Source organism: Corallincola platygyrae (genome assembly GCF_039544265.1).
Lineage (GTDB): Bacteria > Pseudomonadota > Gammaproteobacteria > Enterobacterales > Neiellaceae > Corallincola > Corallincola platygyrae.
Genome location: NZ_BAABLI010000008.1, coordinates 40,620 through 63,850 on the forward strand (window position 1 = coordinate 40,620; position 23,231 = coordinate 63,850).

Consider the following 23,231-nt stretch of genomic DNA (forward strand, 5'->3'; position numbering starts at 1 on the left):
GTACTCGTTGAGCAAGATGTGCGTTAACTGCTCTTAATGTGCTGGCACAGCTTAAACAGGTCTGACTGCACTGAGCCTGCTGTCAACTCAGGACCTACCGCCGGACCTCGGATCACCAGAGGTTCCTGGTGGAACCACTCGCTTTGAATGGCATAGATGTTTTCACCAGCATGGCAGTTGGCCATGGGATCGGTGGGGTCGAGGAACTCCAAGCCGACGTGAGCCTGGCCGCCACGTTCTAAACGCGCGATATAGCGCAGCACCCGGCCACTGGCCTCGGCGCGACCGTAGGCAGAGGCGATCTGGCGGTCAAAGGTTTCCGCGTTGGCAAAGAACTCTTCAATTGAGCCAGCGAGAGCTTCTTCATCTACCAATGAAACGACCTCGATATCTTCCATCTCAAACTCTTCCATGCCCAATTGGCGGGCAAGGATCAGAAGTTTGCAGCAGACATCTTCACCGGTAAGGTCTTCCCGTGGGTCAGGCTCTGTCAGGCCTTGTTCCATCGCTTCACGAATCAACTCTGAGAATGGGCGCTTGCCGTCATAACGGTCTAGTAACCATGACATGGTGCCTGACCATACCCCACTGATGCTGGTGACTTGGTCACCCGAGTGCTGTAAGTCGCCGGTGACATAATGCACAGGCAGACCTGCACCAACGGTAGCGTTGTTCAGCCATACCACAGCCTTTTCTTTGCGCTGCTGAGTGATTTCGCGATAGAGCGAGAGCGGCGCTGATGCTGGGTGTTTGTTGGCACTGATCAGGTGAATGCCATGTTCCATCAGTGCCGGGTATTGGTAAGCCAGTTCACGACTGTCAGTCGCGTCAATTACCACAAGTTCATCGTAAGGATGGCCGGCTAACAGCTCTAAAAGCTGTTCATACGCCATCTCTTCATGCTGTTCACTGAAGCGCGTCTGCCAGTCATCGACATCAATGCCCTTAAAGTCGATTAGTGCACCGTCGGTGTTATAGAGCGCACACAGCTGAACTTCCAAACGATGATAGTTGGACAGGTAGTGCTGCTGCTCTTGATACAAGCTAAGCCAGCCAGAACCAATATTGCCGGTACCGAATAACGCGACGCCCAAGCGCTTGTCAGGGCTAGATATGCCGTGGTGCATATGGGAAAGCAGCGTATTCAGATCTGTTTCACGCAACACAGCCACTAGGCTCAGACCGTGTTCCCCTGGCTGGATAAACTCAACCGGAGCATCCTGCAGGTTACGGTAGAAACAGTGGTAGTGGCGGGCGTTTTCGGTCACGCCATCACCGACCATGGCCACGAGGGCAAAGTTATCGTTCAGAGTCAGGTTGCAGAACGCGCCCTGCAACTGAAAGTCTTTAAGACGTGCAAATGCCGTTTCAGCGACCTCAGGTGTAAAGCAGAGGCGGATCAAACGTTGGTCTGGCTGGTATTGTTTTGCCAGAGGCACCAACTGATAACGATCCAAGTACTCACGAATGGTTGCCGTTGCCTCCTCAAACGCTTGGCGCGATGAGGTGTTCATGCTGATAAGGCAAACTTTATCCAGAGACGTGACGATCTTGGCGCCTTTCTCACCCACTTGCGTTGGTGCGATTTGAGTATGGCTACCGGTTGATGCGAAGGTTGAGCGGATCGCCAGACGCATTTTGCGACCAGAAAGCGGCTGCAACGTACGAGTGTGCAGTACCGGCGAGCCCAAACGCGCTAATTCAGCCGCTTCGGACAGCGACAGAATAGGTTGCGTACGAGCGCCTTTAACCTTGTTCGGATCGGCACTGAAAATACCTGCGACATCGGTCCAGATATTGGCTGTTTGCGCATCGGCAAGTGTTGCCAGCATGGTGGCACTGTAATCACTGCCGTTACGACCCAAAGTGACGGTTTCACCCTCTGGGCCCTGGCTGATAAAGCCTGTGACAATGGTCAGCTGCTCAGTGCGCGCCTGAAGCTGCGCCTGCAGTCGTGGCTGCGACTGCTCAACATCAATTTCGGGTTGCGGGCCGGGTTGCGCGACAAAGATTTCGCGGGCATCAAGCCAATCAGCAGGTACGCCTGCGCGATTCAGTACCGCTGCCAGCAGGCGTGCAGACCAGAGCTCGCCAAAGCCAACGGTTTCGTTGTAGCGCTTCTCTTCGTCCGGCTCTTTTAGCAAGGTTCGGATCTGGGCAAGATCTGTATCCAGTTGTTTTAGGGCGGCATTGGCTGCTGTTTCATCCAACAGTTGGGTGATCAGCTGACTTTGAAAGCGCGCCAAGTCTTCGAGGGTATGGCCGACAATTTCGTCATTCGCAGTACTTTTACTGCACAGCACCAACGCATTGGTAGTTTTGCCTGCTGCCGAAACCACCACCAAATCACCGGGTGATGTGTGTTCTTTGAGCAGTTCGACGACTCGGAGGTAACAGTCGGCATCGGCCAGACTGCTGCCACCAAACTTGTTGACTCTGATCCGTGATGAAACGGATTCACTGCGCTGCGTGTGCTGCCACATAACGGCTATCTATCCTAAAACATGCCCAGACGGCGAATTATAAACTAACTGCGTCGAAACCTGCTTGCAGGTCAGCGATCAAATCTTCGACATCCTCGATACCCACTGACAGGCGGATAAGGTTGTTGCCGATGCCGGCCTCAATGCGGGCTGCTTCATCCATCGCCGCATGGGTCATGGTGGCAGGATGCGCGACCAGACTTTCGACGCCGCCCAGCGATTCTGCCAGCGAGAATAACTCAAGGCCAGACAGGAACTGCTTCACCTCTTCCACACCACCTTTAAGCTCGAAGCTGAGCATGGCACCAAAGCCGTGTTGCTGTTGCTTGGCAATCTCATGGCCTGGGTGGTTTGGCAGGCTAGGGTGATAAATAGCCTCAACTTTATCTTGGCCCTGCAGGTATTCAATAATGGTTGCTGCATTTGCCTGGTGCTGTAGTACGCGAGGTTTCAGTGTACGCAGGCCACGCATGGTCATGAAGCTATCGAATGGTGAACCGGTAATACCGATGCAGTTTGCCCACCAAGCCAGCTCTTCGCCCAAGGCTTTCTCTTTAGCAACCACCGCACCACCCACCACGTCTGAGTGACCATTGATGTACTTGGTTGTTGAGTGAACAACGATATCCGCACCCAGCGTTAGTGGCTGTTGAAGTACCGGAGATAGGAATGTGTTGTCGACAGTGACCAGTGCACCGATGGCATGTGCCTGTTCGCAGATAGCTGCCACATCAACCACGCGCAGCAATGGGTTGCTTGGGGTTTCAACCCACACCATTTTAGGCTTCTGCGCCAGGGCATCGGCAAAGGCTGCCGGGTCGTTTTGGTCAACCACGAGCAGTTTGAAGTGGCCTTTCTTCTCTAGATTGGTGAACAGGCGATAGCTACCGCCATAACAATCATGAGGAACGACCAGGAGATCATCGGCCTGCAGCAACATGGTGGCCAGGTGAACCGCTGACATACCAGTACTGGTGACAACACCTTGGGCTCCCTGCTCCAGTTCTGCCAGGGCTTCGGCTAAGGCATCACGGGTTGGGTTACCAGAACGGGTGTAGTCATATTGGCGAGGCTGGTCAAAGCCGGCAAAGGTATAGTTGCTGGAAAGATACAGGGGAGGGACCACTGCGCCGTGCTGGTGGTCGGTTTCAATACCGGCGCGCACAGATACGGTTGCGACTTTACTCTTGCTCATGGTGTTTCTCTCACTATTGGTCTGGGACGCCTATCCCACAAATTATGTGCGGACAGTGGCAGATATTGGCCAACGATAAGGGATGATGTTTCAGACGTCAAGGCATCTGGACGTCTAAACATCCTTACATTTGGATTGCTAAATTTGACTGGTTCGACTGACTCAGTACAATCGTCAGGGTTATTAGCAGATTTTGAAGGCAGGCAACGCTGAGATGGCTGATTGGAACGGCGAATACATTAGCCCCTATGCAGAGCATGGTAAAAAGAATGAGCAGGTGAAAAAGATCACCGTCTCTATTCCGCTCAAGGTTTTGAAGATACTGACTGACGAACGTACCCGTCGCCAGGTAAATAATCTTCGTCACGCAACCAACAGTGAATTGTTGTGTGAGGCGTTTCTGCATGCGTATACGGGACAGCCACTGCCTGAAGATGATGACTTGCGTAAAGATACGCCGGATGATCTACCTGCAGAAGTGCGCAAGCAGATGGAAGAATTAGGATTACCGGTACCGGATCTTCACAGCGAAGACTAACGTTTACTCGGTAACGAATGAGAAAGGGGCTGACTGGCCCCTTTTTTAATGTTCGTCATTATGTCAATAAGATAGCGGCCTTGGGCCAGATGCCGAGGCATAGAGATCGTAAAAACTGCTTGACATCTTTTCTGATTCACCTCAAATTTAGGCCGTATAGACGTCTAAACATCTAAAAAGATTTTGGGAGCACGCTCCCTCATGTACTGGCAAGGCCAGGGAGTGAAGTGAAATGGCATTAAGTCACGCACAGCAGATAGGTTTGCTAAATCAGAGCCTGGCAGAAGTTGGTGATATCAACGTATCGTTTGAGTTCTTTCCGCCGAGTAGCGAGAAGATGGAGCAAACACTTTGGAACTCCATTGAGCGACTGGCCCCCCTGAAGCCCAAATTCGTTTCTGTGACCTACGGTGCCTGCAGCGGTGAACGCGATCGTACCCACGATATTGTTAAGCGCATTAAGTCTGATACAGGGCTAACAGCGGCCCCTCACCTGACATGTATTGATGCCAGTCGCGACGAATTGCGCCAGATCGCCCGTGATTACTGGAACAGCGGTATTCGTGAGATCGTTGCCCTGCGAGGTGATTTGCCAGAAGGCAGCACAGAACGCCCAGATATGTATGCCGCAGATCTGGTGGCACTGCTTAAGTCTGAAGCGGATTTTGATATCTCAGTCGCGGCCTATCCCGAAGTTCACCCTGAGGCCAAGAGTGCACAGGCTGACCTGATTAACCTGAAGCGTAAAGTTGATGCGGGTGCCAACCGTGCGATCACTCAGTTTTTCTACGACGTCGAAAGTTATCTGCGTTTCCGTGACCGCTGCGTGACTGCAGGCATTGATGTGGAGATTGTACCGGGGATCCTGCCCGTGTCTAACTTCAAGCAGCTGAAGCGTTTTGCCGGCATGACTAATGTACATCTTCCGCAGTGGCTGCACCGCATGTATGAAGGTCTGGACGACGACCAGACCACACGTAACCTGCTGGGTGCTTCAATTGCGATGGATATGGTGAAGGTTCTGTCCAAAGAAGGTGTGAAAGACTTCCACTTCTACACGCTGAACCGTGCGGATTTAACGTATGCCATCTGTCACTCACTAGGCGTACGCCCCGATTTGACGGTTGCAGCCGAATAAAGAATTAGACCAATATTTCCTTCCAAGTTTGGGCAGCCTATCGGCTGCCCTTTTTTTATGTACAGGATGTACGGTATGTCGCGGGCGCATGGTGCCGAATACACTTCGTGGGGCATGCTAACGCGCAGGAGCGTCGATACCCATAGGGCACGCTGTGTAAAGGATGAACGGTCAAAAACTGCTCCTGCATTTTCGACATTCCCGCCATCGCTGGCGGTCGTTCTTCGGAGGCCATTGGTTGTCGACCTCTTTGAAACTGGGCTGATCCAAAACGCTCAGACAAACCGTTAAGTTTGAGCAATTCCTAAGCAACTATTGTTAAAAAAATGTGAACTATGCATAATTGGCACGATTAATGGTTGAAAAGTAACCAGAAAGTAATGCTTGAGCTATTGAAGGATGCAGTAGATGAGCGATGAATCGATACTCGAAGCGGAGGAGCTTCGCTTCTTAAATGAAGTGATGTTCAGTCGTTTGCCTGAAGGTATTCAGGTTCAACCCAGTTTTACGCTGAGTGGCGACCCGGAGCACAGTGATATGCTGGGCAAGCTGGGATCGGCCGCAAGCTTGCAGATGGTTGCTCAGTTCAAAAATCATCGTCTGGTGTTTCCATTGCAGCTTTTTCAGGATGAATTCAAGCGGTTAACCATGGAATTGAAGGCGCCGCATATCTATGAAACTGGCCCAACCATGCGCCAATGGCGGATGCAGCCACAGTTGCCCCTTCGTCTCTTAAACCCCTGCGGTAGAGAAGCGGAACTGCAGGTGCATGATATTTCGTTAAGTGGCTTTTCTGTGACTTTGCCTGAGTCTGACGGCCCGGCACCGGAAAGGTTGGAGTTGCAGTTAGAGCTACCGGAGTGTGGTTCTCGCTTGCCTCTTTCTGGTTCAAAAGTGCGCCGAATTGATCCAAAAACCGTTGCGTATCACTTGGTTTTTGATGAGCCAGACTTGGAGCAGGCGCTGGGACGCTTTCTTTACGACCAACATAAACGGATGCATCCCGAGTGGGAGGGAGCACCGTTTGGAGAACCTCAGGCCGAAATTGCATAGCCTGAGCCATTATTCCTACTTTTCCGGCCTCAATAAAAAAGCCACCCTGATGGGTGGCTTTTAGATCAAACCTTGTTCGCAATCTAACCTGTGTTACGCATACCCGCGGCAATACCCGTCATAGTCACCATCAATGCCTGGTCGACATTGGTGTTCACTGACTCGGTTTCCTGACGAGAGCGCATTAACAACTCGGCCTGCAGCATATGCAGAGGCGTCATGTATGGATTACGCAGGTTAATGGATTCCTGCTGCCAGGTTTCACGTGCCATCAGGGTTTGGTCGTGGGTCAGTGATAACACCAGATCGATCCCTTCCTGCAGTTGGGTGCGCAGTTTGTCACCCAGCCCGTGCAGCTCCTTCGGTACCAACGTTTCCTCGTAGTAACGAGAGATCTCTGGTTGCGCCTTCATAAATACCATTTCAAGCATATTCAGGCGGGTGCGGAAGAAAGGCCATTTTTCAAACATCTGCTCAATGGTCTCACCATAGCCGGCATCAACCGCGGCTTGTAGGCCGTTGCCTGAGCCGAGCCATGCTGGCAGCACTAAGCGGTTTTGAGCCCAAGCAAAGATCCAAGGGATCGCACGCAGACTTTCGATACCTCCGGTGGGTTTACGCTTCGGCGGACGCGAGCCCAGCGGCAGTTTGCCCAGTTCAACTTCTGGGGTGGCAGCACGGAAGTATTCAACGAACTGAGGTTCACCGCGAACAACTGCACGGTAAGCTTCACACGAGGTTTCGGAGATCTGGTCCATCACGTCGCGCCAGCTTTGCTCTGGAGCAGGCGGCGGTAGTAGTTTGGCTTCAAGCACTGCACTGCCATATAGCGCCAGTGAGTGAACCGCAACTTCTGGCAGACCAAACTTGAAGCGGATCATTTCGCCCTGCTCGGTTACCCGCATGCCACCATCCAGTGAGCCTGGAGGTTGAGACAGGATCGCGTTGTGCGCAGGACCGCCCCCGCGACCAATGGTGCCACCACGGCCGTGGAACAGGATCAGTTCCACATCGGCTTCACGACATACTTCTACCAGCTCTTCCTGAGCACGATACTGTGCCCAAGCCGCTGACATCATACCGGCATCTTTTGCCGAGTCGGAGTAACCGATCATCACTTCCTGATGACCCTTGATATAGCCACGGTACCAATCAACCTGAAGCAGGCGTTTGATACAGTCGGCACCGTTGTTTAGGTCATCAAGCGTTTCGAACAGTGGCGCTACCCGAATTGGGAAGCTGACACCACACTCTTTCAGCAGCAGTTGTACGGCCAATACGTCTGATGGGTCTGCAGCCATCGAGATGACATAAGTACCCAGCGCATCAGGGTGCTGTTCTGCAACCACGGCGCAAGTATCGAGTACTTCCTGCGTATCAGGGCTGGGTTGCCACTGTTTGGGTAACAGTGGGCGCTTACTTGCCAGCTCCTGCAGCAAGAATGCTTGCTTATCTTCTTCACGCCAGCTGGTGTAATCGCCCAGACCTAAATAGCGGGTGATTTCGCCAATAGTTTCGGCATGACGACCAGCATCCTGACGCACATCCAGCTTCAGCAGGTTGATACCAAAACAGTCCACGCGACGCAGCGTATCCAGCAGTGCCCCATCCGCTACCACGCCCATGCCACAAGCATGCAGTGAGTCATAACAGAGTTGCAGTGGTTCACGAATATCGTCAACGCTGCGGATCAGTGGGCAAACGGCAATAGAGCGACCATCGAGAATAGCTTCGATGCCGTCTCGGGTCGCCAGCAGGTGATCGCGAAGGCGCTTCAGCGCATGACGGTAGGGCTCTTTAGCACCATTGGTGAAATCAGCCAGCTCATCACTGCAGCGGCTCATCGAGAGCTCACCGATTAGCGGGCCGAGGTCGCGAATATAAAGGTCTGCTACCTTCCAACGTGCCAACAGCAGAACTTCACGGGTCACTTTGGCGGTTACAAACGGGTTTCCGTCACGGTCTCCGCCCATCCAGCTGGCAAAACGGATAGGCGCGATGCCGTTGATTGGCAGTTTCTTGCCAAAGCGGGCATCGAGTTCGCCGTTTAGTTGGCGTATGAAGCTTGGGATCGCCTCCCAAAGCGAATGTTCGATCACCGCGAAGCCCCATTTAGCTTCGTCTACGGGTGTGGGACGCTGGTCGCGGATCTCGTTGGTGTGCCAGACCTGTGTCACCAACTGTTCAAGGCGGTTTTCAACCAGACCTTTTTCTTGTGCTGTGATCAGCGGGTTTTCCAAATCAGCTAAGCAGTGCGCCGCTTGCACATACTTGTTGATCTGGGTCCGACGGGTCACTTCGGTGGGGTGTGCAGTCAGCACCATCTCAATATTCAGGTTGCTTAGTGCATCAATGATCTCATCGGCAGAGATATCTTGAGCCTGCAGACGGTCAAACAACTCTGAGAAAGGGTTGGGCTTGTCTACCTGCTCTCTACCCTCTTTAGAGATTGAGTGGAACTGCTCAGCCATATTGGTTTGCGCTAGAAACTGCTGGAATGCCTTAGCCACAGGCAGCAGTTCTTCGTCATCCAATGAGTGCAGCGTGTCAATCAATGCTTCTCTGTCTTTATCTGAGCCCGCCTGAGCTGATTTAGACAGCTGACGTATCGACTCAATCTTATCCAGAAAGGCGTCCCCTTTGTCGTGCTGGATAGCGCGCCCCAATAGGGTGCCTAGGAAGCTAACGTTGCTTCGTAGCGCCGTGTATTTATCCATAAACGGTAATACCTTTGTGCAAGCGAAAAACAGGCAAGTCTAGCGTGCTCCGACACTAAAACCCTTGCCACAGAACAAATCTGAGAACCCCAAATAATAGAGGAAACTTAACTTAAAGTGGAATCGGTTAATAAACCATCATGAGAGTGAAATAGTTATGCAACATTTAATGTCGTTAATTCGGGCCTGACTTATCACCTCGTTATGGGCTGTTTATGTAAACAAAACGTTCCGATAGGGGAGTTTACACACTGGTGAATAGCTGGCAAATAAAAATGCATTAAAGTTGCATAACAAGTCATTATGCTTTAGCTTTGCAAACCATAGGGTTATTCCTGTTCCAATCTGTCTTTGCAATTGTCTGATTGAACGCAGGAACGATTAGCCAACTATAGTAAGGAATCCCGCAGGAGGGGTATCTCAAAGATGATCAAGTGTTCCATTATCGGCGCAAGCGGATATACCGGTGCCGAATTAGCCAATTTAGTTCAGCAGCATCCCCAGATGCAGCTGAAAGGTATCTATGTGTCTGAAAAGAGTGCGGATGCAGAGGCTGAATTGGGAACACTGCACCGACGATACCTGGGACAGCTTGAGCTTGAGTTAACACCGTTGGCGACTGCTGACGTGGCGAAAGCCGCTGAAGGTGTTGATCTGGTGTTTTTGGCAACCGACCACAAGGTTTCTGTGGCACTGGCACCCGCCCTGCTGGAAACCGGTGTGACAGTGATGGATCTGTCAGGTGGTTTCCGTTTCGATTCCCCCGCGCCTTATGACAAGTTTTATGGTTTTACCCATGATAACCCTGAGTGGCTGGAACAGGCGGTATATGGCCTGGCGGAATGGAATGCGGCAGCGGTTTGTCACGCGCAGTTAGTGGCTGTGCCTGGCTGTTATCCCACTGCCAGCCTGCTGGCGTTGAAACCGTTGCAGGAAAAAGGGCTGATTAAGCTTGATACCACCCCTGTGATTAATGCGGTGAGTGGTGTTTCCGGCGCGGGCAGAAAAGCCTCTATGGTTAATAGTTTCTGTGAAGTGAGCTACAACCCCTATGGCGTGTTGAATCACAGACATCAGCCGGAAATCGCGCTGCACCTCGGGAATCCCGTCATATTTACTCCGCATCTTGGCAATTTCCAGCGTGGCATCGTTGCAACTATCACAGTGCAACTGGCCGAAGGGGTCACTCAGGCACAGATAGATGATGCTTATCAGTCTGCCTATGCAGGTAAGCCTGCAGTCAGACTTTACAACAAGCTGGCAGAGAATCACTGGCCAAGCATTAATGGTGTCGCGAATACACCTTACTGTGATATTGGCTGGAAGCTGGATAGTGAAACTGGTCATCTGGTGGTGGTCTCAGCGATTGATAACCTGCTGAAGGGTGCCGCTTCCCAAGCGATTCAGTGTGCCAATATCCGTTTCGGTTTGATCAACTATCCATTGAGTAAGAAGGTGGCGGTATGACGGCCCCTGTCTTAATCAAAGTTGGCGGTGCGCTGCTAGAGAATGCAGCGGCATTAGATGCGCTATTTGGCCAGCTGGCCAGTATTCAGCAGTCACGCCCGGTAATGGTGATTCATGGTGGTGGTGTTGTTGTTGAAAAACAGCTGGCAGCCATGGGCATGAAGAGCGAAAAGAAAAATGGCCTGAGAATTACACCACCAGACCAGATGGCAGTGATTACAGGCGCTCTGGCGGGTACCAGTAACAAGCAACTGCTGGCCTGCGGTTTAAAGTCGGGCTTAAAAGCAGTCGGCCTTTGCATTGGCGATGCGTTTACCGTCGATGCGCAAATCATGGACCCTGAACTGGGTTGTGTCGGCTACTGTAAAGAAGATGGCAGTGAGGGCGATGCCGACCTGTTGAAACTGCTGGTTGGCGCGGGTTACACCCCGATCATCAGCTCTATCGCCGTCTCGAAGGAAGGCCAGTTACTCAATGTTAATGCCGATCAAGCTGCACTGGCTCTATGCCAGCTGCTGAACGCGGAATTGGTATTGCTGTCAGACGTAGACGGCATTCTTGATGGTCAGGGCCAGTTGATTGCGGAGATTGACCAGGCCAAAGCCGATCAGTTGGTTGCAGACGGCGTGATCACTGATGGCATGGCAGTCAAAGTTCAGGCGGCATTGAGTGCAGCCAGAACCTTAGGGCGCAGCATTGCTGTTGCCAGCTGGCGTCATCCTGAAAAGTTAGAAGATTTATTGGCTGGGGGTGCAGTGGGCACCCGCGTATTAGGCTAAGTCGGGCCTTGCCCCTAGCGAAGTGGAGTTGTAAATGAAACCTCTGAATCACTTATTAACACTTAAGGATCTGGATAAAGAACAGATCCTCTATCTGTTGGACCTGGCAGCAAAAATTAAAGCCACGCCACAGGATTACGCGGACGCGCTGAAAGGCAAAAGCGTCGTGATGCTGTTTGAGAAGCCATCACTGCGCACACGCGTCAGCTTTGATATTGGCTTAAACAAGCTCGGTGGTCATGCGGTCTATCTGGATCAGCAAAATGGCGCGCTGGGTGAGCGTGAAACCGTGAAGGACTTCGGTGCCAACATCTCTTGTTGGGCTGATGGTATCGTTGCACGTGTTTTCAAGCAGTCGACTCTGGAGCAGTTAGCCGTTGGCGGTAATGTGCCAGTGATCAATGCCTTGAGTGATCTTTACCATCCATGCCAGGCGCTGGCGGATTTTCAGGCGCTGCAGGAGAAACTGGGCGATCCATCCAAAGTGAAACTGGCTTACGTGGGTGACGGCAACAATGTCACTCACTCGCTGATGTTATTAGCCGCGCAAATTGGTGCTGAAATGGTGGTGGTATGTCCACCAGGCTATAACGTTGACGGTAAGGTGGTTGTAGATTGTCAGGAGATTAATACGCGTACAGGCGGCAAGCTGACCATCTCCAGTGAGTTGAGTGCCCTGAAAGGCGTAGACGCCATCTACGCAGACACCTGGGTGTCGATGGGTGACGAAACACCACTGGACCAAATCAAGGCTGTGTTCTCTCCTTATCAAATCAACAGCCAATTGATGCAGGACACAGGTGCACAGTTCTTTATGCATTGTCAGCCGGCACATCGTGAATATGAAGTCACATCAGAAGTGATGGACAGTGAACAGTCATTAATTTTGCCTCAGGCGGAAAACCGCATGTGGGCGCAGAACGCAGTCATGCTTGAGTTATTGAAATGGGGTTGATAGCAGATATGAGCAAGCAACAAGTTAAAAAAGTGGTATTGGCCTATTCCGGTGGTTTGGATACATCCGCCATCATTCCTTGGCTGAAAGAAAACTATGACGGCTGTGAAGTGGTCGCGTTTGCCGCTGACGTCGGTCAGGGCGATGAAGAGCTGGAGGGCCTGGAAGAGAAAGCCCTGGCTTCTGGCGCCAGCGAGTGTCACATCGTTGACCTGAAAGAAGCGTTTGTTTCTGACTATGTATTCCCCAGCCTGACCACAGGTGCGGTGTACGAAGGCAGCTATCTGCTGGGTACATCTATGGCACGTCCTATTATTGCCAAAGCGCAGGTGGAAGTGGCGTTGAAAGTGGGTGCCGATGCTTTGTGCCACGGTTGTACCGGTAAAGGTAATGACCAGGTGCGTTTCGAAAGCACTTACGCTGCTTTAGCCCCGCAACTGAAAGTTATCGCGCCATGGCGTGAATGGGACATGTCGAGCCGTGAAGAGCTGCTTAACTATCTGGCTGAGCGTGATATCCCCTGTACTGCCAGCTTGACCAAGATCTACAGCCGTGATGCTAACGCTTGGCATATCTCCACCGAAGGTGGCGAGTTGGAAGATCCATGGAACGAGCCGTCTGAAAACTGCTGGGTGTGGACAACTGCACCAGAGCAGGCACCTGATGCACCGGCTTACGTTTCCCTGACCGTTGAAAAAGGCCGCGTTGTTGCCGTTGACGGCGAAAAACTGAGCCCTTACCAGGCGCTGGTGAAACTGAATGCGATCGCGGCACCGCACGGTGTAGGACGTGTTGATATTCTCGAAAACCGCTTGGTAGGCATGAAGTCTCGCGGTTGTTATGAAACGCCGGGTGGCACTGTGATCATGGCTGCATTACGCGGCATCGACGAGCTGATTCTCGATAAGAACTCACGGAAATTCCGTGACCAGCTAGCGGTCGAGTTCTCCCACGTGATGTACGACGGCCGTTGGTTCACGCCGCTTAACAAATCACTGCTGGCCGCTGCAGAAAGCTTTGCAGAAGATGCCAACGGTGAAGTAGTAGTGAAGCTGTACAAGGGTACGGCCACAGCGGTGAAGAAAAAGTCACCTAACTCACTCTACTCAGAAGAATTCGCCACTTTTGGTGAAGACGACGTGTATGACCAGAGCCATGCAGAAGGCTTTATCCGACTCTTCTCTCTGTCTAGTCGGATTAAAGCACTGAAGCAGGAGAAATAAGTATGGCATTGTGGGGCGGACGTTTTTCGCAGGCAGCTGACAGCCGGTTCAAACTGTTCAACGATTCGTTGAAGTTTGATTACCAGCTGGCTGAACAGGACATCATGGGCTCTATCGCTTGGGCTGGCGCACTGAATAGCGTTGGCGTGCTGAGTGATGAAGAGGTAAAAGCGCTGGAGACAGCGCTGCTTGAACTTCGTAGTGAAGTTCAGGCCAACCCTGAGCAGATCCTGGAAAGTGATGCGGAAGACATTCATAGCTGGGTTGAAGGCAAACTGATCGACAAGGTCGGGGATCTGGGTAAGAAGCTGCACACTGGGCGCAGCCGAAATGACCAGGTTGCCACCGACCTTAAGCTTTGGTGTAAAGATTACGGTGATATGGTTTACGAAGCCTTGGTGCGATTGCAGCAGGCGTTGGTAGATCTGGCTAACCGTGAATCTGAAACCGTTTTACCCGGCTATACCCACTTGCAGCGTGCGCAGCCCATTACCTTCGGCCATTGGTGTCTGGCTTATGTAGAAATGTTCCACCGTGACATTGACCGTCTTAAAGGTGCAACGAAGCGCCTGGATACTTGCCCTCTGGGTTCGGGCGCATTGGCGGGTACGGCCTATCCGATTGACCGTGATGCACTGGCACAGAGCCTGGGCTTTAGTCGTCCGACCTTCAACAGCCTGGATGCGGTGTCTGATCGTGACCATGTGATGGAGCTGATGTCAGCAGCAAGTATCAGCATGTTGCACCTGTCGCGGATGGCAGAAGACCTGATCTTCTATAACTCAGGTGAAGCCAATTTCATCGAGCTGAGCGATCAGGTGACCTCTGGTTCATCGCTGATGCCTCAGAAAAAGAACCCGGATGCGCTGGAATTAATCCGTGGTAAAACCGGTCGTGTCTATGGCTCGCTTGCGGGCATGATGATGACGGTAAAAGCTCTGCCGCTGGCCTACAACAAGGACATGCAGGAAGACAAAGAGGGGCTGTTTGATGCCATCGACACATGGATGATGTGTCTGGATATGGCCGCGCTTTGTCTCGAAGGGCTAAAAGTTAACCGAGATCGGACCATGGAAGCCGCTCAACAAGGGTACGCTAATGCTACTGAGTTGGCGGACTACCTTGTGGCACGTGGTGTACCGTTCCGTGAAGCTCACCATATTGTCGGTGAGGTGGTAGTGGCAGCCATCGCCAAGAAACAGCCACTGGAAGATTTTGCCCTGTCAGAGTTGCAAGGTTTCTCTGACAAGATTGAAGAGGATGTTTATCAACACCTCACTATCGATGCCTGCTTGGCCAAACGTGAAGTACTGGGCGGTACTGCACGGGTCAGCGTCTCCGAGGCATTAGGTAAGGCACAGCAGGCCAAGGGGCCGGTGGATGTGCAACAAGGACAGGCGCTGGGTGGAACAACCTACCAGCAGGTAAAACATGCATTGGCGCAGGCGCAGCAGCGTCTGAACGCACAAAAAGCCGAAGTGCTGAAGGTGCGTGGCGCGAAGCTGAGCGACTTGGATGCGATAGACGACATCGTTGCTCACTGGGCCAATGTAGGAGAGACACTGCCGCGTAGTCGAGATGATCTGGTCAGAAGCATTCTTGATTTCGCCGTAGCAGAGCAGGAAAACCAAGTGATTGGTTGTGCTTCGCTCTATATCTACGGCACGGGGCTTGCCGAGATCCGCTCTTTAGGTGTGGATCGTACGCAGCATGGTAAAGGCCAGGGTAAAGCTTTGGTGCAGTACATGCTTCAGCGTGCAAAGGAATTGGAACTCAAGCGATTAATCGTGTTGACCCGGGTCCCTATGTTCTTCGAGAAACTAGGGTTCACCTACACCAGCAAAGACCAGTTGCCGGAGAAAGTGATGAAAGATTGCGATATCTGCCCGAAAAAACACGCATGCGACGAGGTCGCAATGGAATACGTACTGTAACCAGCTCTCTGGAGATAGGGTGAGAGAGTAATCCTCTCGTTACAACCACCCTTTTTTTTGCCCCCAAACCGTATGGTCTGGGGGTCTTTTTTTATGGTGAATTTTTAGCTGTCTGGTCAGATTGAAAGGGGCCGCGAGGTCATTTATCCGCAATGCCAAACCTTGTAAAGCGAATAGGAATCGGATTAGTTTTTCTGCTTAGCCTTATCTTGCTAGCCACATCAGTTTTATACATTTATCTGTTTCAGCCTCATAAAACTCAGGTTCGTTTTCAAACCTCTGATGGCGTACTTTCACTTAGTGAGGGTAAAGATCAGTCGTTTTATGGGGTTGTAATCACATATGAGACTTATAAATGGCACTGTGGCATAGATGCTCTTGAGCTCAGGAGAATAACACCAAAACCTGATTTTTTTCAGTTGGAATGGTGGTTTGATAACTTTGACGAACCGAAGTGGAAAGTGCCGCTCGTAGATCCAAAGTTCGACCAGCGTGGTATCCCATATAGCCACGACATCGGGGATTGCTTTGGCGCAATACCGGAAGAAGAGATGCCCATATATGAGCGAGCACAGAGGTATATAGAAAAACTAAATGCATTGGAAGATAAACAGGAACACTGAATCGTGTAGCCATATCGCTCTCTTCAAGCGTTGTGATCCCTCAAATTTGACAGGGATCGTATTTGCTGACGAAAAGAACCAAAGTACGAACTCAATCCAGTCGCCTATCTTCCCTTCCTGACTGAAGTTTTCTAAAACCACTAGACTGATAAGCAGCGTTTAGGTGGAGCTTACTATGTCTAATTCCCCAGTTTCAGGAGAGGTTCAGCAACAGCTTTTTCATTGGCCTGTGGCCCCCTATTTATCCGTTGAAAACGACGCCCCTATTGTGCAGCTCTGGGTAGCTGATGGGGTGGATGCGACGCAGGTCTTTGTGCGTGCCGAGCCAGATAATGAAGAGTTTCTGGTGCCCATGACGGTCGTCTCGCAGCAGCCAGGCTGGAAGTTGTACCAGGCCGAGCTACCGGTCAACCCAGCAGAAGCGACCACTGTGTATTGCTTTAAAGTGCTAACGAGTTCCGGTCAACTTTGGCTGGATGCTGCCGGTGAGTCACCTTATATGCCAATGCGTGAACAGCAATTTAAGTTGTTGCTCGATGTCCAGCCACCCAGCTGGGTGCCGCAGCAGGTGTTCTATCAGATCTTTGTCGAGCGATTCTGTAATGGCGATCCTTCAACAGATATGGCGAAGGGCGCCTATCAGCAGCGTGATTCCGGCGTCGCGATAGCCAAGGAGTGGGGCGAGCCGATAAGCCCGGAAAGTAAGAACCGTGAGTTTTATGGCGGTGATCTAGCAGGCGTCACTAGCAAGTTGGATTACCTGCAGTCGCTGGGCGTGACCGCTTTGTATCTCAATCCTGTGTTTACCTCGCCCAGCGTGCATAAATACGATATTGAAGATTACGAAAACGTTGACCCCTGTTTTGGTGGCAACCAGGCACTGGCCGATTTAACCGAATCGCTACACCAGCGAGGCATGAAGGTGCTACTGGATGCCGTATTTAACCATGCTTCCGATACACATCCCTGGTTTAACCGCTGGGGCACCCAAGATTCGGTTGGTGCCTATCAGGGTAAAGAATCTCCCTACTTCGATTACTACACCTTTATGGACCCGGAGAATCCGGACAGCGATTTTTGCTGGCAAGGCAGTAAGGTGATCCCTGTGCTTAATTTGGGCCATCCCGAGCTCAAGGCCTACTTCTTTGATGCGCCGGACTCAATCACCCGGCGTTGGATGCAACCGCCCTACAACATTGATGGTTGGCGTGTCGATGTGATCCACATGATGGGCGAAGGCCCCCATGCCGACAATAATGCCAAGGTACTTGGCCAGATGCGTGAGGCGATCAAAGAAACCAATCCTGAGGGTTATTTCCTGGGCGAGCACTTCTTTGAAAACACCCGTTGGACGCAGGGCGAAATCGAAGATGGTGCGATGAACTATTACGGTTTTGCATTGCCTGTAAGGGCCTTTCTGGCTAACCAGGATGTCAATTACCACCCCCATCAGCTCAGTGCCGAACAACTTTCACAATGGTTGACGCAAACCCGCTCTAGAACGCCCTACGCCAACCAGTTGTGCCAGTTAAACCTGCTGGATACCCATGACACTGCGCGCTTCTTCACCATGTTGAAGGAAGATGAAGCCTTGATGCGCTTGGCGGTCGTGTTGCTGATGACCTACCCAGGCGTTCCCTGTCTCTATTACGGCGATGAGATCGGCCTGACGGGTGAAAACGACCCTTACAACCGTGCCTGTTTTATTTGGGATGAAACTGAGTGGAACACACCACTGTGGCAACACTACCAGCAGATGATCCAGCTCCGCCAACAGACTTCTGCCCTGCAAACAGGCGGCTATCAGACGGTCTATGCCAAACAGGATGGGTTTGCCTTTGTCCGCTTTGATCAATCCAATACCGTGTTGATAGCGATTAATCGCAACGCAACTGAACCGCTGGTGATAGATCTTCCTGAGTGGCTTGCATTGCTACCATCAGGTGCGGCAGCTTGGCAGGTAAGTGTGGGGGCGGCCAGTCAAGCTGCAACTCAGCTTAGTGTTCCTCCGTCAGGTTTTGTTGTGATGCAACGATAGTTCTCGTGCTCGAACGCCAGTCTTTAGATAACAGAAGAGCCCCAATTGGGGCTCTTTTTTATGACCAATACCGAGGTTTGTTATGCACCCGGGCCACATTCCATACACTGCTCGATCATGGCTGGGCCTAGGTGTAGCTTGGCATTGAGATCCCGCAGGGCGGTGCGCAGGCCCTCTTCTATCACAGGATGATAGAAGGGCATATCCAGCATTTGCGCGACAGTCATTTTCTGTTGGTGCGCCCAAGCTAGCAGGTGGCCGATATGCTCTGCCTCAGGCCCTATCATTTCGGCACCTAAGAACAAGCCTGTACCTTGTTCGCCATAGACGTGCAGCAGCCCTTTGTTTTTGAGCATCACCCGGCTGCGGCCCTGATCCTCAAACGACACTTCCCCGACGGCATAGCAGTTACATTTACTGTACATGCCATCAACTTCCTTGAAGGTCTTACCGACCATGGCGATCTGTGGGTCAGAGAACACGGCCGCCAGTGGTGAGCGCCTGAGCCCCGCACGAATATCAGGGAATCGTCCCGCGTTGTCACCGGCAATGCGCCCCTGATCTGCTGCTTCGTGCAGCAAGGGGATCTGGTTGCTGGCATCGCCCGCGATAAAGATATGGGGCACAGATGTCTGCAGCGTGAAATGGTCAGCTTCGGGCACGCCGCGCTCGTCCAGTTCGATATCTATGTTTTCCAGGCCGAGCTTGTCGACATTGGGGCGCCTTCCTGTCGCTGCGATCACATAGTCGACATGGGTCTCGACGTAGTCGCCCTGTTTGTCCTGATAACCCAGTTTCACTCGCTGGTTGTCGCCTTCACCTTCCAGCTCCATCACTTCTACTTTCGCATCCGGGTCCAGATAGAACTCGTCTGCATACACCTTTCTTGCGTAGCTCAGTAGGCTTGGGTCGGTGAGTGGGCCAACTTGATTGCCAACACCGAACATCAATACTCGGACGCCCAGACGGTGAAGCGCCTGGCCTAACTCCAAACCAATCACACCTGGACCAAACACTGCGACTGATTCAGGCAGGTCATCCCACTCAAATACATCATCATTGACCAAAAGGCGGTCACCCAGAGATGCCCATGGTGCAGGATAAGTGGGTCGAGAGCCGGTGGCGATAACGATTCGCTTGGCCTGAATCTCCGTATGCTCGTCGACCTGCAAGGTATTGGCATCAATAAACTTGGCGTAGCCACGAAGTTTATCTTCGGCGGGTATGCCATCCACCGCTTCTACGACAAATCCGGCGAAACGGTCGCGCTCGCGCTTCACCCTATCCATCACCTGTCGACCATTGATCTTGGGGGCTTGGGTAACTTCGATACCAAATGCGGGTGCTTTTTCGAACTGATGCGCCGCTTCTGCTGCTGCGATAAGCAGTTTTGATGGCATACAGCCAACGCGAGCACAAGTAGTACCGTAGGGGCCGCCTTCGATCAGTATTGCACTGGCACCTTGTGCTTTTGCAGCGCGGTAAGCGCCTAATCCTGCTGTACCTGCACCGACGACGGCGACGTCAATTTGAATCTGTTGCATGTGTTTAGCTCCTTACCCGCAGTGGTTGATGACGAGGGGAGCAAAGCTTGCTCCCCTGAGCTCTGTTACTTGTTTAGGTGGGCTTCCAGCTCTTCGCTGCCGCCGATGTGTTGGCCATCAATAAAGACTTGTGGCACGGTGCTGCGGCCGGAGATGGCTTTCAAGCTAACACTGGTGGCGTCGGTACCAAGAATGACCTCTTCATAACGCAGTCCTTTATCCAGCAACATCTGTTTGGCGCGTGCGCAGAATGGGCAGCCAGGCTTGGTAATGATGCTGATAGAAGATGGCGCTTTAGCCTGCGGATTCAGGTACTCAAGCATGGTATCTGCATCCGACACTTCAAACGGGTCGCCAGGCTTCTGTGGCTCAATGAACATCTTTTCAATGACGCCATCTTTCACCAACATGCTGTAGCGCCATGAACGCTTACCGAAACCCAGGTCATCTTTATCTACCAGCAGACCCATGCCGTCAGAAAACTCGCCGTTGCCATCAGGGATGACGGTAATGTTTTCCGCCTCTTGGTCGGCTAACCAGGCGTTCATGACGAAGGTGTCATTCACACTCAAACAAATGATTTCGTCGACGCCATTTTCTGCAAACACAGGTGCCAGTTCGTTGTAGCGAGGCAGGTGTGTTGATGAGCAGGTGGGTGTGAATGCGCCGGGCAGAGCAAACAGCACAACAGTTTTACCTTTGAACAGTTCGTCGGTGGTGATATCGACCCACTCATCGCCCTGACGGGTGTGGAAAGTAACCTGAGGGACTGATTGACCTTCTTTATTTACAAAGCTCATAACCTTCTCCATTGAATTTATAAGATTTACTGTCTTGTTAACTCTGAAATCTGAGTACAGTATGGTTGCTATAGTTCAATAGCTGAAATCGTTTATATTGATTTTAGTTATAGGTAAAGGCTATCAATATGAATTTGAATGACTTCCGTTACTTAGTAGCACTGAACCAAACCAAACATTTTGGAAGGGCCGCTGAGCGTTGTTTTGTCAGCCAGCCAACTCTGAGTGGACAGCTGGTTAAGTTAGAACAGGAGCTGGGTGTAACGCTGGTGGAACGAACTCGGCGTTCGGTCATGTTTACCCCAGCGGGTGAAGCTATTGTGACCAGAGCACAAAAAGTCCTGCTGAGTGTAGATGAGGTAAAGCAAGAAGCGCAGCGATGGCGCGATCCGATGGCAACCACCTTGCGCTTAGGACTGATCCCCACCGTGGCGCCCTATCTTCTGCCGCATCTGCTGCCGGCCGTTCAAGAGAAATACCCTGACTTAAATCTGGAGCTGCATGAACTGCAAACCGAAGTCTTGCTGAAGCAGCTTCAACAGGGCTCACTGGATGCTTTGATATTGGCGATGCTGCCCGGTATGGGGAAGTTTGAGTCGCGGATGTTATATCAGGAACCTATGGTGTTTGCTGCTTCGAAACAACACGAGTTTGCAGAAAAGGAAGAGGTGAGTTTTTCTGATCTGCAGGGGCAACAGGTATTAATGCTGGAAGATGGCCACTGCCTGAGAGACCAGGCGTTGGGTGTTTGTTTTTCTGCGGGCGCTAACGAAGATCCGAGTTTTCGAGCAACCAGCCTGGAAACCCTACGACATATGGTTGCTCTTGGCCGCGGCGTGACGCTTTTGCCATTATTAGCTTGTTCTCAAAGGGATAAATTCCAAGGGCTTTGCTACGCTAAGTTCTGTGCGCCAGAGCCGACAAGAGACATTGTTATGTTATGGCGTTCAGGTTCAGGAATTGAAAGAACCTGTACACCGCTCTCAGAATTGTGTTCTGAAGTGGTGAAAGAGGTAATGCACAGTTATATTCAGAACGCTGGATAGGCCAATTAGTCAGGCAACAGGACAGGGAGGATGCGATGATCTCGCATGATGACCGAAGAAATTTCTACCGAATGATGGTGAATGCGGAAGTCACGCTAATTCAAGTAGCAACTGATGCACGTTACGAGGGTACTTGTATCAACCTCAGTGCTACTGGGATGGCGGTATCGGTGGAAGAGGAAATCGAAGCAGATATCGAGCTTGAAGTACGTTTGGAAGCGGCAGATCAAATGGTGCCGGCGCTCAATGCAAATACAAAAGTAATTCGCTGCACACCACAGGGTGATGGCAGCTACTTACTTGGACTGGAGATCCTCGACGTTACCTAACCGAGACGGGCTCCAAATTCTGCGTTAACAACTAACGTGGATAACAACCTGGAGAAATAAACGGGTATGGAGCGGATCCTAGTAGTAGAAGATAGCCCCATGGTGTTGAAGATCATTCGTCATTTGATCTCTCAGGGGCTAGATGTAGAAGTTGTTACACGCACGGATCTGGCAGGTTGCGGAGAAGAGTTGGCTGAAAGTGGCGAGTTCTTTGCTGCTGTGGTCGATCTTAACCTGCCCGACGCCACCAATGGTGAAGTGGTTGAGTTTGTGCTCGATCACGGCATTCCTACCATAGTATTGACCGGCAGTTATGATGACGAACGCCGAGAACGCCTTCTTAATATGGGTGTGGTGGACTATGTGGTTAAAGAAAGCCGACATAGCTATGAGTATGTCGTCAAGCTACTGAAAAGACTGCAAAAAAACCGCCATATCAAAGTCCTGATTGCTGATGATTCCGGAACCACGCGGCGCTTTATCCGTGGTTTGCTGGAACAGCACCTTTATCAGGTGATTGAAGCCGGACATGGTAAAGAAGCAATCGCTCAGCTGGCCAAGCACCCAGATACCAGCATTTTGATCACCGATTACGCCATGCCGGAGATGGATGGTTTTGAGTTGGTTAAGCATGTGCGTAATGAAAAAGACAAACATGAGCTGGTGATCATCGGTTTGTCCTCTACTGAGAGCGGCGCGCTATCTGCTAAATTTATTAAGAACGGTGCCAATGATTTCCTCAAGAAGCCGTTCTTCCATGAAGAGTTTCACTGTCGTTTGATGCACAACCTGGAAGAAATGGAGTTGATCCAGGCGATCCAGGATGCGGCAAATCGCGATTATCTAACGCAGCTATATAATCGTCGCTACTTGTTTAATGAAGGTTGTCAGTTGCATGAGCAGGCTGTTTCGAAAGGGCAGCAGCTTGCACTGGTGATGCTGGATATTGATCACTTTAAGCAGCTCAATGATACCTACGGCCATGAAGCAGGTGACGAAGTATTGAGGCAGCTCGCTGGCAAGATGTTGCAATCTTTCCCTCGCTTCTTGTGTGCCCGGATGGGAGGCGAAGAGTTCTGTATCTTGATGCCTGGTCTCACCAACGATCAGGCTAACCAGCTTGTGGAGGGGTTCAGGCTGATGGTCTCCCAGCAACCCTTTATGTATGGCGAGACAGAATTGCCTGTGACATTCAGTGCTGGTGTTACTAATCACATCGGTGAGGACCTTGATTCTATGTATCAAGGTGTGGACGAGTACCTCTATCGTGCCAAGGAAGCGGGGCGTAATTTCGTTATTGCTGACGACTGACGGTTTTTGTAGTTGTAAAAAAGGGCGCCCTAGTGAATCACCAGGACGCCCTTTTTTG

General features: G+C 51.5%; 18 protein-coding genes. 13 read left to right on the forward strand and 5 right to left on the reverse strand.

What is annotated here, in order from left to right:
* Positions 1–23: 23 nt before the first annotated feature.
* Together metL and metB are read right to left on the reverse strand one after the other, a co-directional pair.
* On the reverse strand, positions 24–2,483 hold the full coding sequence (gene metL, locus ABEA14_RS05705; RefSeq protein WP_345338918.1) for a bifunctional aspartate kinase/homoserine dehydrogenase II: 2,460 nt from the start codon (positions 2,481–2,483) through the stop codon (positions 24–26).
* Between the two features lie 37 nt (positions 2,484–2,520).
* On the reverse strand, positions 2,521–3,678 hold the full coding sequence (gene metB / locus ABEA14_RS05710) for a cystathionine gamma-synthase (RefSeq protein WP_345338919.1): 1,158 nt from the start codon (positions 3,676–3,678) through the stop codon (positions 2,521–2,523).
* Between the two features lie 214 nt (positions 3,679–3,892).
* Between metB and metJ the strand changes: the two genes are divergently transcribed.
* From metJ to ABEA14_RS05725, 3 genes are all read left to right on the forward strand, one after another.
* The gene (gene metJ / locus ABEA14_RS05715; RefSeq protein WP_345338920.1) at positions 3,893–4,216 is read left to right on the forward strand and encodes a met regulon transcriptional regulator MetJ; all 324 of its coding nucleotides are present in this window, start codon (positions 3,893–3,895) and stop codon (positions 4,214–4,216) included.
* Positions 4,217–4,448: 232 nt separating this feature from the next.
* A complete protein-coding gene (gene metF / locus ABEA14_RS05720; protein WP_345338921.1) occupies positions 4,449–5,354 on the forward strand; it encodes a methylenetetrahydrofolate reductase in 906 nt (301 codons plus the stop codon).
* A gap of 408 nt (positions 5,355–5,762) precedes the next feature.
* Complete coding sequence (locus ABEA14_RS05725) at positions 5,763–6,407, forward strand: PilZ domain-containing protein (RefSeq protein ID WP_345338922.1); 645 nt, start codon at positions 5,763–5,765, stop codon at positions 6,405–6,407.
* An 83-nt stretch (positions 6,408–6,490) separates the two neighbouring features.
* On the opposite strand, the gene ppc is transcribed toward ABEA14_RS05725, so the two are convergent.
* Complete coding sequence (gene ppc, locus ABEA14_RS05730) at positions 6,491–9,124, reverse strand: phosphoenolpyruvate carboxylase (RefSeq protein ID WP_345338923.1); 2,634 nt, start codon at positions 9,122–9,124, stop codon at positions 6,491–6,493.
* A gap of 426 nt (positions 9,125–9,550) precedes the next feature.
* On the opposite strand from ppc, the gene argC reads away from it, so the two are divergent.
* The 7 genes from argC (at position 9,551) to malZ (ending at position 18,143) form a co-directional block, all read left to right on the forward strand.
* The gene (argC, locus tag ABEA14_RS05735) at positions 9,551–10,591 is read left to right on the forward strand and encodes an N-acetyl-gamma-glutamyl-phosphate reductase (RefSeq protein WP_345338924.1); all 1,041 of its coding nucleotides are present in this window, start codon (positions 9,551–9,553) and stop codon (positions 10,589–10,591) included.
* Positions 10,588–11,370 (forward strand): acetylglutamate kinase, encoded by a 783-nt coding sequence (gene argB, locus ABEA14_RS05740; protein WP_345338925.1) that lies wholly within the window; start codon positions 10,588–10,590, stop codon positions 11,368–11,370. Before argC ends, argB begins: the two co-directional genes overlap by 4 nt.
* Positions 11,371–11,413: 43 nt before the next feature.
* A complete protein-coding gene (locus tag ABEA14_RS05745) occupies positions 11,414–12,325 on the forward strand; it encodes an ornithine carbamoyltransferase (RefSeq protein ID WP_345339410.1) in 912 nt (303 codons plus the stop codon).
* An 8-nt stretch (positions 12,326–12,333) separates the two neighbouring features.
* Positions 12,334–13,548: an argininosuccinate synthase gene (locus tag ABEA14_RS05750; RefSeq protein WP_345338926.1), complete on the forward strand. Its 1,215-nt coding sequence runs from the start codon at positions 12,334–12,336 to the stop codon at positions 13,546–13,548.
* A 2-nt stretch (positions 13,549–13,550) separates the two neighbouring features.
* Positions 13,551–15,482, forward strand: coding sequence for an argininosuccinate lyase (gene argH / locus ABEA14_RS05755; protein WP_345338928.1), 1,932 nt, complete (start codon positions 13,551–13,553; stop codon positions 15,480–15,482).
* 152 nt (positions 15,483–15,634) lie between these two features.
* Positions 15,635–16,105 carry a hypothetical protein gene (locus tag ABEA14_RS05760; protein ID WP_345338929.1) on the forward strand — a complete coding sequence of 157 codons (471 nt, stop codon included), beginning with the start codon at positions 15,635–15,637 and terminating at the stop codon, positions 16,103–16,105.
* A gap of 175 nt (positions 16,106–16,280) precedes the next feature.
* Positions 16,281–18,143 (forward strand): maltodextrin glucosidase, encoded by a 1,863-nt coding sequence (malZ, locus tag ABEA14_RS05765; RefSeq protein WP_345338930.1) that lies wholly within the window; start codon positions 16,281–16,283, stop codon positions 18,141–18,143.
* 80 nt (positions 18,144–18,223) lie between these two features.
* Here the strand turns inward: malZ and ABEA14_RS05770 are convergent, their stop codons facing one another.
* Positions 18,224–19,687: a dihydrolipoyl dehydrogenase gene (locus ABEA14_RS05770; protein WP_345338932.1), complete on the reverse strand. Its 1,464-nt coding sequence runs from the start codon at positions 19,685–19,687 to the stop codon at positions 18,224–18,226.
* Positions 19,688–19,752: 65 nt separating this feature from the next.
* Positions 19,753–20,487, reverse strand: coding sequence for a glutathione peroxidase (locus ABEA14_RS05775; protein ID WP_345338933.1), 735 nt, complete (start codon positions 20,485–20,487; stop codon positions 19,753–19,755).
* A gap of 128 nt (positions 20,488–20,615) precedes the next feature.
* Here ABEA14_RS05775 and oxyR point away from each other — a divergent pair, with 128 nt between their 5' ends.
* The 3 genes from oxyR to ABEA14_RS05790 all read left to right on the forward strand — a co-directional run bounded on the left by oxyR (position 20,616) and on the right by ABEA14_RS05790 (position 23,173).
* Positions 20,616–21,533, forward strand: a complete 918-nt coding sequence (oxyR, locus tag ABEA14_RS05780) for a DNA-binding transcriptional regulator OxyR (protein WP_345338934.1) — start codon at positions 20,616–20,618, stop codon at positions 21,531–21,533.
* 35 nt (positions 21,534–21,568) lie between these two features.
* Positions 21,569–21,862, forward strand: coding sequence for a PilZ domain-containing protein (locus ABEA14_RS05785; RefSeq protein ID WP_345338936.1), 294 nt, complete (start codon positions 21,569–21,571; stop codon positions 21,860–21,862).
* Positions 21,863–21,928: 66 nt separating this feature from the next.
* A complete protein-coding gene (locus ABEA14_RS05790) occupies positions 21,929–23,173 on the forward strand; it encodes a diguanylate cyclase (protein WP_345338937.1) in 1,245 nt (414 codons plus the stop codon).
* Positions 23,174–23,231: the final 58 nt, after the last annotated feature.